This is a genomic window from Streptomyces sp. NPDC001700, from assembly GCF_053596435.1.
In genome coordinates this window covers 1-12,782 of record NZ_JBSFGE010000027.1, presented here as the reverse complement: position 1 = coordinate 12,782, position 12,782 = coordinate 1, and the positions used below count along the sequence as shown (strand labels likewise).

The window sequence follows — 12,782 nt, the reverse complement described above, 5'->3', positions numbered from 1 at the left end:
TGTGTGCGCCTCGCGTTTCGCATCCGGACGTGTTTCGTTTCAACTCACGGCTCCCGCAGGCCACTTCATTCCTCCCTGTCGGCCTGATACTGGTGTCATCGCCGGACATCTGGAGGAGCCATGCCCGCACCGCTGTTCAGCCGTCGCCACGGTATGCGCGCCGCGGCCGCCGCAGCTCTCGGACTTCCGCTCGCCACCCAGCCGGAGGCCCGGGCCGACACCGCCGGGGACGGCCCGGCCGTCCCCGTGGGCGGCTCACAGCTGCACACCATGACCTTCAACCTGCGCTACGCCAGCGACACCGCGCCCAACACCTGGGCGCAGCGCCGCCCGGTCATGCGGGAGCTGCTGCGCCGCGCCGAGCCGCATCTGCTGGGCACCCAGGAGGGGCTGTACGGCCAGCTGCGCGACATCGCCGCCGATCTCGGGGCGCGCTACGACTGGCTGGGCACGGGCCGGGCGGGTGGCAGCCGCGATGAGTTCATGGCCGTCTTCTACGACACGAGACGGCTGGAGCCGCTGGAGTTCGACCACTTCTGGCTGTCCGACACACCGAATGTGATCGGCTCCAACACCTGGGGTGGGGCCGTGGTGCGCATGGTGACCTGGGCGCGCTTTCACGACCAGGTCACCGGCAAGCAGTTCTACGCCCTCAACACCCATCTGGACCACGTCAGCCAGTACGCCCGGCAGCGGGCCGCCGTCCTGATCAACACCCGGCTGACCGGGCTGGACCCGTCGCTCCCCCGGATCGTCACCGGGGACTTCAACGTGGCCGCCCACGGCAACTCCGTCTACGACACCCTGCTGGACGGCGGCCTGCTCGCCGACTCATGGGACACCGCCGACCGGCGCGGCAAGCTGTACGCGACCTTCCACGGCTACAAGCCGCTGGTGCCGGACGGCGACCGGATCGACTGGATCCTCACCTCGCGGGGCGTACGGACCCGCTACGCGTCGATCGACACCTACTCCTCCGGCGGGCAGTTCCCCAGCGACCATCTGCCGGTGCACGCCGTGCTGGAGCTGTGAGCCAGGCCCGGTGTCGGCCGCCCGTCAGGCGCCCTCCCGCAGGAAGAGTTCCACGACCGGCACCGCGACATCGGGCCGGACCACCGGCAGGGACAGGGTGAGGGTGCCGGGCGGCTGGCCGCCGATGGTGGTGTTCTGGGCGGTGGCCGAGGGGTCGATCTCGCGGTAGTGGATCTCGGACGCGTCGTGCAGCAGCTGCGCGTACTCGACCTTGCCCGCCAGCCCGGGGAGGTGCACATGGGTGAAGGGCCAGGCGAAGAGGTGGAGGTAGAGGCGGTTGCCGCGCTGGGTGTAGCGGGTGTCGACCGGGGCGCGGTGGGCGGAGGGGCCAGCACCGTAGATCGAGCGGTTGTGGCGGGACATCCACTCCCCGATGCCCTCCAGCGTGGCGGCGGCGACCGGGTCCAGCTCGCCGCGCCCGGTGGGCCCGACGTTCAGCAGCATGTTGCCGTTCTTGGCGACGCCGTCGATGAGCATCCGGAGCAGCAGTTCGACGCTCTTGACGTTGAGGTTGTCGCGGTCATAGCCCCAGCTGCCGTTGAGGGTCTGGCACGCCTCCCAGACCACCGGCTCGCCGTCGACCTCCATGGGCTTGTCGGGCTGGTACTGCTCCGGGGTGACGAGGTCACCGGGGATCTCCAGCCGGTCGTTGACGATGATCCCGGGCTGGAGGCGGCGGGTGAGCGCGAGGAGTTCTTCCGAGCCCCACTCGTCGGCACCCTTGGCGTTGAACACCTCGCTGTGCCTGCCGCGCTTGTACGAGAAGTCGTAGAAGAGGTAGTCGATGCGGCCGTAGTCGGTCAGCAGCTCCTCGACCTGGCCGTGGAGGTACGCGCGGTACCGGGCCATGTCGCGGCCCTCGTTGAGCCGCGCGATCTCCTCCGGCGGGTCGTCGCGGCGCGGGTGGAGACCGTCGATGACGAAGTCGGGGTGGTGCCAGTCGATGAGCGAGTGGTAGAAGCCCACGCGCAGCCCCTCGGCGCGCACGGCGTCGACGAACTCCCGGACCAGGTCCTTGCCGATGGGGGTGTGCATCGAGGTGTAGTCCGTCAGCTTCGAGTCCCACAGGCAGAAGCCGTCGTGGTGCTTCGTGGTGAGCACGACGTACTTCATTCCGGCGCGCTTGGCGGACCGCGCCCACTCGCGGGGGTCGTAGAGGTCCGGTTCGAAGTGGCGGAAGTAGCGGTCGTAGTCCTCGTCCGTGATCCGCTCGCGGTTCTTCACCCACTCGTGGCGGGCGGGGAGTGCGTACAGGCCCCAGTGGACGAACATGCCGAAGCGGTCCTCGGTGAACCAGGCGGGGATGGCCATTAAAGCGGATTCCTTTCGGGAAGGGCTGCGGTTCAGCGGCCGCCGAGGCCACTGGTGACGATGCCGCGGATGAGGTGCTTCTGAAGGAGCATCAGGAGGATCACGGTCGGCAGCATCGAAATCACCGACGCCGCCATGACGAGGCTCCACTGGGTCCCCTGCTGGCCGAAGAACGCCTGGAGACCGAGGGGGATGGTCGCGCGGGCGTTCACATCGTTGACGACGACCAGGGGCCACAGGAAGGAGTTCCAGTAGCTGATGAACGTGAAGACGGCCAGCACGGCCAGGGTCGGGCGGGCCAGCGGCAGCATCACGGCGATGAAGGTCCGCACCGTCCCCGCCCCGTCGGCGCGGGCGGCGTCGTCCAGCTCCTGCGGCACGGTCAGGAAGAACTGCCGGAGCAGGAACGCGCCCAGCGCGGTGAACGCCCACGGGATGATGAGCGCCTGGAAGGTGTCCACCCAGCCGAAGTTCTGCATCATCACGTACATCGGGATGATGAGAACGTCCTGCGGGATCATCAGGGTCGCCAGGAAGAGGACGAAGACGACGTTCCTGCCGCGCCAGCGAAGGCGCGAGAAGGCGTATCCGCTGAACGCCGCGACCGCGACGTTGATGGCGGTGCCGACGGCGGCGACGAACACGCCGTTCAGGATGAACCGCTGGAACGGCAGATAGCTGAAGACGTCCGCGAAGTTCTGCCAGCGCAGCTCCGAGCCCCAGAGCGTCGGCGGCGTGGTGAAGGTGTCGGCCTCGGGCTTGAGGCTGGTGGCCACCATGTAGATGAGCGGCGACATGAACGCCAGCGCGATCAGACACAGCAGCAGATAGCCGATGGCCTGGCGGGTCCGTGAAGCGGCCTTCACCGGCCGCGTGTCGCTACTCATAGTGCACCCAACGCTTCTGGCCGAGGAACTGGACCGCCGTGATGCCGAGAATGATCACAAAGAGCACCCAGGCTCCCGCGGAGGCGAGGCCGAGCTGCTGGGTCTGGAAGCCGGTGTTGTAGATGTACTGCACGAGCGTCTCGGTTTCCGTCCCCGGGCCGCCCTTGGTCAGCAGGAACGGCTGGGTGAACACCTGGAACGAGGTGATGAGCGTCATCATCGTCGCGAAGAAGATCGACGGGGAGATTGCCGGGAATTTGATGCGCCAGAAGACCTGCCACGCACTCGCGCCGTCGATCTGGGCGGCCTCGAGCTGGTTTTCCGGCACCGCGTCGAGAGCGGCGGAGAAGATCAGCATGTTGTAGCCGAAACCCGCCCAGACGCTCATCGCGACCACCGCGAGCATGGCCCAGGTGCCTTCCGCGAGGAAATTGGGCGCGTTCACCCCGATCGTCGACTGCATCGTCGCGTCGATGAAGCCATCGGGCTGGTAGAGCATCCGCCACACGACGACATTCGCCACCAGTGGCGTGATCGTCGGAATGAAGAACAGCACCCGGAAGACGTGCCGGTGCCGGATCCGTGGCGTCAGCCAGGCCGCGAGTCCGAGCGAGACCACGAGATTCAGCGGCACATAGAGGACCACGTACTCGACGGTGTTCCGCGCCACGATCCAGAAGGTGTCGTCCGCGAAGAGCTGGCGGTAGTTGTCGAGGCCGGTCCAGGAGTGCTCACCGAGCATCGGCCAGTTCATGAAGCTCACGACGAGGGAGGCGACGATCGGGACCACCGTGAAGATCGCCAGCCCGAGCGAGTGGGGAGTGGCGAACACGGCGCCCCACCACGAGCGCCGCCCGATCTGCCGCCGCCCCGACCGCGCCCCGGGCTCCCGTCCCACCTTCTTGTGTTTCGGCCCCTCCCGTGCCACGACCCCCACGTCGGCGGCACCCGTACCAGCCACCGGCACCGCCGACGCCGCCCCGGGAGGAACAGCGGACATCGACGCGGGCGATGGCTGGGACACCGATTCCGTCATTTCCCGACCTCTCAGGCTCACTTCTGGAGTTGTCCGGCGATCGACTTCATCGTCTGCGCTCCCGACTGCTGCCCGTTCAGGGCCTGGATCCCGTACTGGAAGAAGAGCTGCTGGAGCTGGTCGCTCTGCTTGTTCCCGGGCAGCGGGGTCGACGCCTTCTGCGCCGCCTTGAGGACGGTCTCGACGCCCGCGATGTTCGCGTTGTCGTACCACGCCTGCTGCGCCGCCGTGCGACCAGGGAAGGCCCGTCCCTGCTCGGCCAGCCCCTTCAGCACCTTCTGACTGGTCATCGCCTTGACCGCCTGGAAGGCCTGGTCGGGGTACTTGCACTGCTTGGAGACGCCGAAGCCGGAGCCCGCCGAGTAGGTGGACGGGGTGGCACCGGCCGTGCCGACGGGGATGGTCGTGATCCCGATGTCGAAATCGGCCTTGCCCTTCCGGTCGAGGAGCGACCAGGGGCCGTCGGGGTACATGCCCACCTTCTTGGCCACGAAGTCGTTGGACGCGACCGAGGTGTCCGAACTCGCCTGAGTGGCCCAGCCGTTCTTCACGAGCGAGCCGAGGTAGTCGAAGCCCTTGGCGAACTTCGGGTCCGAGGGGTCGAGCGTGCCGTCTTCCTTGATGACGCGGCCCCCGTTGTAGCCGAGGATCATCGACTCGAGGTTCATGTCCCCGATCGCCGAGCCGAATATCTTCTTCCCCGCGGCCTTGAACTTCGCCGCGGCGGCCTCGAACTCCTTCACCGTCCAGCCCGGCTCCGGTGCCTTCGCGCCCACCTGCTTGAAGAGGTCCTTGTTGTAGAACAGCAGCATGGGGCCGGTGTCGTACGGCAGGGCGTAGATCTTTCCGTCGACCTTCAGCGCGTCGAGCGCGGTGGTGTCGAACTGCGACAGGTCGACGCCCTGCTTCTTCGCGAGGGAGTCGAGCGGCAGCAGGACGTCCGTGTAGTTCGCCGCGCGGAGGCTCTGCATGCTGACGATGCACGGCGCGCTTCCCGCGCTGAGCTGGGTGCGGAGCTTGGTGAAGTAATCCTCGAACGGCGCCCCCTGAATGGTGACCTTCGCGCCGCCGTCCTCCTTGACCGCGTCGGCGACCTTCTGCCAGGCCGCCTTGTCCGCCGAACCGGCGATCCACATCGACCAGGTGAGCTTGTCCTTCGACTGGCCCGACGTGCCGCCGCCGGAGGAGCATCCCGACAACGTGAGACCCAGTGCGGCGGCAGCCGCGGTAGCACTCACGAGGAGTCGTCTTTTCATAGCAGTGTCCACTTCAATTTGCGTGCTCACATGGACGTACTCCGGCAGCACGGAATGAACGCACGTGCGGATGCTGGAGAGAAGCCGCGATCGCGGCGAGGGCGTGACGGGATGAGAGGGGGAACGTCAGATGCGGGGTAAGGCGTTGATCCGACCCACGGCGGCTCCATTCGGCCGGTCCCATTTACCAGGACGCATCGGCATCAGAACATCCGATGTATTGGGGTGTCAAGGCGTCGTACGGCCCCAATTCCGCGACAATCGTCCCCCTGCCGCGCGACCATAGTTGGGATGTCTCTTCGCGCTCGTCGCGGGCGCTCCCGCAGGCCGGGGGCCGGGTGCCGTACCCCTGCCGGGCGGGCTCGGCGAAGGCCACCCCGCGCGGGAGCGGAACATCCGATGTGTGGACGTAACGATCAGCCCAGCAGCCGCCGCTCGGTGGCGACGGCGACCGCGCCCGCCCGGGTGTCCACGCCCAGCTTGCCGTAGATCCGCCCCAGGTGGGTCTTCACCGTGGCCTCGCTGATGAACAGGGCCCGGGCGATCTCCCGGTTCCCCAGCCCCCGGGCGAGCTGCTGCAGGATGTCCCGCTCCCGCTCGGAGAGGGCGGGGCGGGGCGTGCGCAGCTGGGCCATCAGCCGGTCGGCGACCGGCGCCGAGAGCGCGGTGCGCCCGGCCGCCGCGTTCCGTATCGCCGCGAACAGCTCCTCCGGCCGCTCAGCCTTGAGCAGATAGCCGGTGGCGCCCGCCTCGATGGCCCGGGCGATGTCGGCGTCGGTGTCGAACATGGTGAGCACCAGCACCCGCGGGGCCGGTTCCTCCGCCGCCGCCCCCGCGCCGGTGGCGAGTGGGCCGGTGGCGAGTCGGCGGGTGGCCTCCACCCCGTCCATGCCGTCGCCGAGCTGGAGGTCCATGAGCACCACGTCGGGGCGTACGCGCGCGGCCATGGCCAGCGCTTCTTCGCCACTGCCCGCCTCGCCGACCACCTCGATCCCCGCGGTGCTGGACAGCAGCGCGAGCAGCCCGGCGCGCACCACGGCGTGGTCGTCGCACAGCAGCAGCCGGATGGGCGGGGTGGCGTCGGGCGGGGTGGTCATGGTGCGGCGGTCCTCCGTGTGATGCGGGTGCGACGTCAGGGGGTGGCGAGGGGGACGGCCGCCGATACGACGGTGCCCTCGCCCCGGGTGGATTCGACGGTGAGCGTGCCCCCGAGCTGGCGGACCCGCACCCGCATGGCGGGCAGCCCGTGGCCCCGCTCCCGGCCGGTGTCCGCCGCCCGGGGGCGCTCGGGGTCGAAGCCACGGCCGTTGTCGGCGATGTCCAGGGAGATCTGGTCGTCCAGCCAGGTCAGAGTGAGGGCGGCCCGGGTCGCCCAGGCGTGTTCCCGCACGTTGGCCAGGGCGCCCTGCGCGATGCGCAGCAGCGCGGCCTCGACCCGCTCCGGCACCGGGCCCGGTGCGCCGTCGAGCCGGAAGCCGACGGTCAGCCCCTCGCCGCACTCGCGGTCGGCCAGCGCGCTCAGCGCCTCGGCGAGGGTGCGGTCGGCGAGGTCGGCGGGGGCCAGGTCCTGGACGAACCGGCGGGCCTCGGCGAGGCCGCGCGAGGCGATCCCGGCCGCGTCCCGCATATGGCGGCGCGCCGCGTCGGGGTCCGTCTCCCAGGTGCGGTCGGCGGCCTGGAGCAGCATCCCCTGGCTGGACAGACCCTGCGCGAGGGTGTCGTGGATCTCACTGGCCAGCCGCTGCCGCTCCGCGAGGATGCCCGCCCGCCGCTCGGTGGCGGCCAGATCGCGGCGGGTGCGGACCAGGTCGTCGATCAGGACGCGCTGCCGGGCCGCCTGGCGCTGCAGATGGACCAGCACGGCGGTGGCGACGGCGCTGATGGCCACGGGGGCGACCACCACATTCGGGTTGAGCCCTTGGTGGGAGAGCCGCAGCTCGGTGGCGACGACCGCCACGGTGAGCACGGCCGCCAGCGGCACCGCGATGCGTACGGGCAGCGTCTGCAGCCCGGTGAACAGCAGCGGCATGGCACACCACGTGGCGCTCGGGGCGAGGGCGAGCAGCCCGGCCCAGACCACCGACACCGCCCCCAGCCAGGCCAGATGCCGCGTGCTCGGCCGGGCGCCGGGGCGTGGCGCGGGGGCCAGCAGCCGCCCGAGCACGTACAGCAGCCCGAAGGCGACGAACAGGGCGACGGCGTATCCGGTGTGCGTCCGGCTCTGATCGCGGGTCAGGAAGCGGATCAGTGACGAGCCGAGCAGCAGCAGGAACGCCCCGTCCAGGACCACCCGCAGCCACCGGCCGTCCGGATCGGCCCACTCGCCCTCGCGAGCCTCCGCCGCCGGACCGCTCCGCATCGCCGCACCCCTTCACTGTCTCGTCCGTCCCCGTCCCGTCCCCGTCACCAGTCCTAGTACGGGCCACAGCCCTCCGCATCATCCGATCGGTTGACCCCGCCGTCGCCCGAACCGCCTCCGGCCGGTGGCCGGTCTGCCGACGCCGACGGCCGTCACCCGCACGGAGGCTGAAGTCCGGGGCCCACGACACACACCCCGCCTCCCGTGGAAAGGATTCTTCATGCCTGCCAAGAACGTCACCGTCAACCGTGCCAGCCTCGGCCACCGTGTCTCCTACGTGCTCCGTCACCCCGAACGCGTACCGCGCCACCTGGTGCGGGCCACCCGGGACGCCTGGCTGCGCTACCGCTGGCCGGACCACGTCGACTACTACCGCGCCGTGATGCGTTCCGACACCCGTGCCAGCGCCGACGCGGCGGTCGGCGGCCGTACCCGGGAGCGGTGGCTGGCGCTGGGCGCGATGCAGTTCGACTACCTGGTCAAGCACGGTCTGCGCCCCGAGCACCGCATGCTGGAGATCGGCTGCGGCAATCTGCGCGCGGGGTGGCGCTTCATCCGCCACCTCGAACCCGGCCACTACTACGGCGTCGACATCTCCCCCGACATCCTGGTCGCCGCACAGGACACCCTGGTCCACACCGAGCTGCAGGACCGGCTTCCCAACCTCACCCCCGTCCGCGACCTCACCCTGCGCTTTCTGCCCGAGGCCCACTTCGACGTCGTCCACGCCCACAGCGTGTTCTCCCACTCCCCGCTGCCGGTCATCGACGAGTGCCTGGCCAACGTGGGCCGTGTGCTGGCGCCGGGCGGCTGGTTCGACTTCACCTTCGACCGTACCGAGGGCAAGGAGCACCAGGTCCTGCGGGAGGACTTCTACTACCGCACCGAAACCCTCATCGACCTCGCCGGGAAACACGGCCTGGCGGCCCGTTTCATGGAGGACTGGGAGGAGCTTCCGCACGGCCAGTCCAAGATCCGCGTCACCCACGGCGACTGAGCGCGGCCCGGGTGAATACCTGTACTCATCCCTTTTCACCCCAATGCCGGTAAGTTGGGGCCATGGGAGTGTCGGAGCGGGGCCGGGTCACGGCGGAATTACGTGAGGACGCGCTGGCGGCCCTCGCGGGGGTCGCCGGGCTGGTGCTGCCGCGTGCGGACTGGGCGCATGTGGAGCGCGCGCTGGGGGCGCTGGAGGCGGCGGTGTCGGCCGGGGACGCGCGGGCTCTGGGCGCGGTGACGGGCCGGTTGGAGCTGCTGGGGCCGTCGCGGGTGCGGCTGCGCGCGGGCGAGGAGGGCGACGGGCACGAGCCCGCGTCGCCCGAAACCCTGGACCGGCTGGGCCGCTTGGTGCACGCCCTGCGGAGCGGGGCCGATGACGACGACCTGGACCTCGCGGAGGGCGCACCGGCCGGTGGTGACCCTCACTGATCAGTCGCTCGTCGTCCACCTCTTCGTGGCCACGACCGGGCCGCGCCAGAGCGCGTCGTACCGGCGGCTGCGGGAGGTGTGGGCGGCGTGCGGGCCGCAGCTCGGCATGGTCCGCTCCGCCGCCGCGACGGGGCTGCCCGACACGCTCCCCGAGGAGCTGGGCGGGCTTCCGGCGGCGGGGGCGGTGGCGGCGCGGCGCGACCGCGCGGGGCTGGCGCAGGCGGTGCTGCGGCGCCACCACGATCTGCTGTGTCTGTCGGTGGCGCTGTCGCCCGTCGCGGGTGAGCGGGGGTCCTGGGACACCTGGGACCGGCGGTGGACACGGATCGCGGGGGCGGACGGGGATCCCGAGCGGGAGTGGGTCGTCGGCGAGGCGCGGCTGTTCGTCGCCTATCGCGCCCCGTCCGGCACCGAGCCGGTCGGTGTGCGGGAGGTGGCCGGGGCGATACGGGCCGAACTGCCCCTGCCGCTGGGGCCGGGCGTCGCGCTGGCCCGCCCCGAGGTCACCCTGTGGGAGGCCACCGGCGATTCCGCCACCCGGCCGTCGCGGCGCTTCGTCGCGGTGGCGGACGACGGTGGCGACGGCCCCCGGGACACCGAACTGTGGCTGTGGAGCCAGGGCGGTGGCGCACCGCCACCGTTCGCCCGGTATCTGGCGGACGCGGCGAAGCTGCGGTACGAGACGCGGGTGCACGCCGCGCACGACAGCGATCTCGCCTCCCCGGCGGGGGCGGTCGTGGACGGCGCCCTCGCGGCGCTGGACCGCGCGTCCCCGGACGACGACACCGCCGATGACGGTCAGGCGTACGACCGTGGCGAGGAACTCGCGCGGTGGCGCGCCCGGTTGCTGTCGCTCACCGCGGGCTCCACGGGCCTCACCCAGTGGATCACCAGGCTCAGGGAGATGCGCACCACCGTGCGCATCGCCGAGGCCAACATGCGCGCCCTCGGGGACGCCGCGGGCGTCCCCGAGGGCGGCCACGGCCCATTCGCCGAAGACCTCGCGCTGGCCGCGTGGTTCGTCCAGCGGCTGGGCGACGGCCTGGTCTATCTGGAGGCGGACCGGGAACGGGCCCGGGACGCGCTGACGGCCCTGACGGTCGAGGCGGAACACGCCCTCCAGCGCCGCCGGGAGCTGACGCAGCGTCAGGAAGTGGCCGCGCAGCAGCGGCAGAGCAAGGTCAATCTGCTGCAGAGCGCGTTCCTCGGCGCGGTCCTCATGGTGCTCGCCGCGATCCAGAGTTTCGCGTACGAGGTCCCGTTCCTGCCGCCTCCCGCGGTGCCCGCGCTCATCGCCCTGCTCGGCGCGCTCGCCCTCCTGCTGGCCACGCTGGTGCTGTGGCTCGCCACCCCGCCGGAGAGCCGGGCACCGGCCCGGCTCGGCTCGCTGCTCGCCGGGTTGGTGGGCGCCACGGCCGGGTGGCTGGCCAGCACGGTGGCCGTGCACACGGCCACCGGCAGCGCCGCGCCGGATGCGCTGACCTGGGCGGTAGCGCTTCCGGCGTTCGGCTGCGGATGGCTGGTCATGCGGCGGCGACTGCTGCGCGCCGACGGCGGATCAGGGTGACGCCGAGGACACTGACCAGCGCGCCGCCGAGGGCGTAGGCGGCCAGCACCGCCAGGTTGGCGGCGATGCCGTGGCCGGAGAAGTACATGATGTGGCGCACGGCGTGGGTGGCGGCGCCGTTGGGCAGCGCGGGGCTCAGCGCCCGCCAGAACGGGGGCAGCAGCTCGGGGCCGTACGCGCCACCGGCGCTGGGGTTGCCGAGGACCACGAACAGCAGGATCGTGACGCCGATACCCAGGACGCCGAAGAGCACCTGGAAGGCGATGGTCATGGCGGCGGCGCCGAAGACGACCAGCGCCCCGATCGCCGACAGCGCGAGGAAGTGGCCGTTCAACGCGCCGAGCAGCGGGCCCACGATCGCCGCGCCGCCCAGCCCGGACAGCACCGCGTACGGAACGGCCGCCAGCAGCCGCCGCCCGGCGCCGCGCGCGGTGGCGGGGCGGGCGCCGAGCGACATGCCCAGCAGCGCGGCGAACAGATAGCCGCCCACCGTCCAGCCCACCACCAGGTAGAAGCTGCTCAACCCCCGGGCGTCGCCCGCCTGCGCGGGGAAGGCGTCCACGACGGACGCGGTGCGGCCTTGCGCCTTCTCGGCCTTCGCGATCACCGTTTCCAGCGCGGTGGCCGTGGAGGCGCCACCGGCACCGGCGGTCAGGAGGGTGTCGGTGCGGGAGCCGGGCTTCACGATGAGCGCCCCGCTGATCTCCCCCGTACGCAGCCGCTCGCGGGCCGTGGCCTCATCGGTGGCGGTGGCCTTCAGCGGCTGGCCGGGTATCCCGTTGAGCTTCCGCACCGCGTCCGGGGCCACCCGTTCCGGTGCCGCGACCGCGATCGGGATGCGGTGCGGCTCGGGGTGGTGGAACGCGCCCACGTACGACAGGACGAATCCCAGCTGCAGCAGCAGCGCGCCGACGAGCATCGCCGCGACGCGCGCCGGGAACGCGCCACGCAGCCTGGTCCACCACCCCCGGGGCGCCGCCCCCTCGCCTCCCGGCTGGTCCGCGTCCGACTCCGGCCGCGACTCCGGCTTCGCGCTCCGCACCACCGGGGTCTCCGTGTGGTCCGTATCCACCTGGCTCACTGATCCGCACTTCCTCAATCACCGACGAGTTCGATACACGATCGTATCGGATACACGAGTGTATCGAACTAGGATGGAGCGCATGACGGAAGCCAGTAACAGCGCGGTCGACCGCCGGGCGCTGCGCAGCGGACGGCGCGCGGACGGCACCCCCACCCGCGTCACCCGGCGCCGGGCCGAGACCCGGGAACGGCTGCTGGCCGCGGCGCTCACGGTCTTCGCGGAGCGCGGCTTCGGCCGCGCGGGAATCGAGGAGATCTGCGAGGCCGCCGGGTACACGCGCGGCGCCTTCTACTCCAATTTCGACAGCCTGGACGAGCTGTTCTTCGCGCTCTACGAGCGGCAGGCCGCGCTCGTGACGGACCAGGTGCGGGACGCGCTGGACGGCGCCACTCCCGACGAGGGTCTCGCGGTCCTGCTCGACCGGGTGGTGGGCGCGCTGCTCATCGACCGCACCTGGGTCCTCGTACGCACCGACTTCATGCTGTACGCGGCGCGCGACCCGGACACCGCGGCCACCCTGATCCGGCACCGCGAGGCGCTGCGCGAAACGCTGCAGCCCATCGTGACCGCCTTTGTCGACCCCGACACCATGCCGCCCGGGCTGCGCGACCCCGAGTCGCTGACGGCGGCGGTCCTCACGATGCACGACGCGGCGGCCGAACGGCTGCTGCTCGACCCGGATCTCGACGCGCTGCGCGACTGGCTGCGCGACATGCTCACCGCTCTCCTCGCCCCCCGGCGCTGAGGGGGGGACAGGGCCCACGGCAGTACGGCGGCGGTGACCGTGGCCGGGGCCGGGGTGCCGTCCTCGTCCGTGGACTG

Annotated in this window: 12 protein-coding genes; 5 read left to right on the top strand and 7 right to left on the bottom strand. The window is 71.1% G+C overall.

The features are described from left to right. Positions 1 to 120 precede the first annotated feature (120 nt). The gene (locus ACWC5C_RS34640) at positions 121 to 1,032 is read left to right on the top strand and encodes an endonuclease/exonuclease/phosphatase family protein (RefSeq protein ID WP_450882032.1); all 912 of its coding nucleotides are present in this window, start codon (positions 121 to 123) and stop codon (positions 1,030 to 1,032) included. A 24-nt stretch (positions 1,033 to 1,056) separates the two neighbouring features. Here ACWC5C_RS34640 and ACWC5C_RS34635 read toward each other — a convergent pair whose 3' ends face one another. The 6 genes from ACWC5C_RS34635 to ACWC5C_RS34610 form a co-directional block, all read right to left on the bottom strand. After that, complete coding sequence (locus ACWC5C_RS34635; RefSeq protein ID WP_450882222.1) at positions 1,057 to 2,379, bottom strand: alpha-L-fucosidase; 1,323 nt, start codon at positions 2,377 to 2,379, stop codon at positions 1,057 to 1,059. Then, on the bottom strand, positions 2,376 to 3,230 hold the full coding sequence (locus tag ACWC5C_RS34630; protein ID WP_385441633.1) for a carbohydrate ABC transporter permease: 855 nt from the start codon (positions 3,228 to 3,230) through the stop codon (positions 2,376 to 2,378). The genes ACWC5C_RS34635 and ACWC5C_RS34630 overlap by 4 nt, the downstream gene beginning before the upstream one ends. After that, a complete protein-coding gene (locus ACWC5C_RS34625; protein WP_450882030.1) occupies positions 3,223 to 4,230 on the bottom strand; it encodes a carbohydrate ABC transporter permease in 1,008 nt (335 codons plus the stop codon). Before ACWC5C_RS34625 ends, ACWC5C_RS34630 begins: the two co-directional genes overlap by 8 nt. A gap of 53 nt (positions 4,231 to 4,283) precedes the next feature. Then, positions 4,284 to 5,504, bottom strand: a complete 1,221-nt coding sequence (locus ACWC5C_RS34620) for an ABC transporter substrate-binding protein (RefSeq protein WP_450882028.1) — start codon at positions 5,502 to 5,504, stop codon at positions 4,284 to 4,286. A gap of 434 nt (positions 5,505 to 5,938) precedes the next feature. Then, positions 5,939 to 6,619: a response regulator gene (locus tag ACWC5C_RS34615; protein ID WP_450882026.1), complete on the bottom strand. Its 681-nt coding sequence runs from the start codon at positions 6,617 to 6,619 to the stop codon at positions 5,939 to 5,941. 35 nt (positions 6,620 to 6,654) lie between these two features. After that, positions 6,655 to 7,881: a sensor histidine kinase gene (locus ACWC5C_RS34610; RefSeq protein WP_450882024.1), complete on the bottom strand. Its 1,227-nt coding sequence runs from the start codon at positions 7,879 to 7,881 to the stop codon at positions 6,655 to 6,657. 220 nt (positions 7,882 to 8,101) lie between these two features. On the opposite strand from ACWC5C_RS34610, the gene ACWC5C_RS34605 reads away from it, so the two are divergent. The 3 genes from ACWC5C_RS34605 to ACWC5C_RS34595 all read left to right on the top strand — a co-directional run bounded on the left by ACWC5C_RS34605 (position 8,102) and on the right by ACWC5C_RS34595 (position 10,876). Continuing rightward, positions 8,102 to 8,878, top strand: a complete 777-nt coding sequence (locus ACWC5C_RS34605; RefSeq protein ID WP_450882022.1) for a class I SAM-dependent methyltransferase — start codon at positions 8,102 to 8,104, stop codon at positions 8,876 to 8,878. A gap of 62 nt (positions 8,879 to 8,940) precedes the next feature. Next, a complete protein-coding gene (locus ACWC5C_RS34600; RefSeq protein ID WP_450882020.1) occupies positions 8,941 to 9,309 on the top strand; it encodes a CATRA system-associated protein in 369 nt (122 codons plus the stop codon). Next, positions 9,254 to 10,876 (top strand): CATRA conflict system CASPASE/TPR repeat-associated protein, encoded by a 1,623-nt coding sequence (locus tag ACWC5C_RS34595; RefSeq protein WP_450882018.1) that lies wholly within the window; start codon positions 9,254 to 9,256, stop codon positions 10,874 to 10,876. The genes ACWC5C_RS34600 and ACWC5C_RS34595 overlap by 56 nt, the downstream gene beginning before the upstream one ends. Here ACWC5C_RS34595 and ACWC5C_RS34590 read toward each other — a convergent pair. Next, complete coding sequence (locus ACWC5C_RS34590) at positions 10,833 to 11,957, bottom strand: DUF3533 domain-containing protein (protein WP_450882016.1); 1,125 nt, start codon at positions 11,955 to 11,957, stop codon at positions 10,833 to 10,835. The two genes, ACWC5C_RS34595 and ACWC5C_RS34590, sit on opposite strands and share 44 nt — an antisense overlap. A gap of 82 nt (positions 11,958 to 12,039) precedes the next feature. Between ACWC5C_RS34590 and ACWC5C_RS34585 the strand changes: the two genes are divergently transcribed. Further along, positions 12,040 to 12,705, top strand: a complete 666-nt coding sequence (locus ACWC5C_RS34585; protein WP_450882014.1) for a TetR/AcrR family transcriptional regulator — start codon at positions 12,040 to 12,042, stop codon at positions 12,703 to 12,705. Positions 12,706 to 12,782: the final 77 nt, after the last annotated feature.

Coding starts and splice junctions, on each gene's coding strand:
- ACWC5C_RS34600 (WP_450882020.1), top strand. CDS start 8,941: ATGGGAGTGTCGGAGCGGGGCCGGGTCACGGCGGAATTACGTGAGGAC.
- ACWC5C_RS34605 (WP_450882022.1), top strand. CDS start 8,102: ATGCCTGCCAAGAACGTCACCGTCAACCGTGCCAGCCTCGGCCACCGT.
- ACWC5C_RS34585 (WP_450882014.1), top strand. CDS start 12,040: ATGACGGAAGCCAGTAACAGCGCGGTCGACCGCCGGGCGCTGCGCAGC.
- ACWC5C_RS34625 (WP_450882030.1), bottom strand. CDS start 4,230: ATGTCCGCTGTTCCTCCCGGGGCGGCGTCGGCGGTGCCGGTGGCTGGT.
- ACWC5C_RS34615 (WP_450882026.1), bottom strand. CDS start 6,619: ATGACCACCCCGCCCGACGCCACCCCGCCCATCCGGCTGCTGCTGTGC.
- ACWC5C_RS34595 (WP_450882018.1), top strand. CDS start 9,254: ATGACGACGACCTGGACCTCGCGGAGGGCGCACCGGCCGGTGGTGACC.
- ACWC5C_RS34630 (WP_385441633.1), bottom strand. CDS start 3,230: ATGAGTAGCGACACGCGGCCGGTGAAGGCCGCTTCACGGACCCGCCAG.
- ACWC5C_RS34640 (WP_450882032.1), top strand. CDS start 121: ATGCCCGCACCGCTGTTCAGCCGTCGCCACGGTATGCGCGCCGCGGCC.
- ACWC5C_RS34610 (WP_450882024.1), bottom strand. CDS start 7,881: ATGCGGAGCGGTCCGGCGGCGGAGGCTCGCGAGGGCGAGTGGGCCGAT.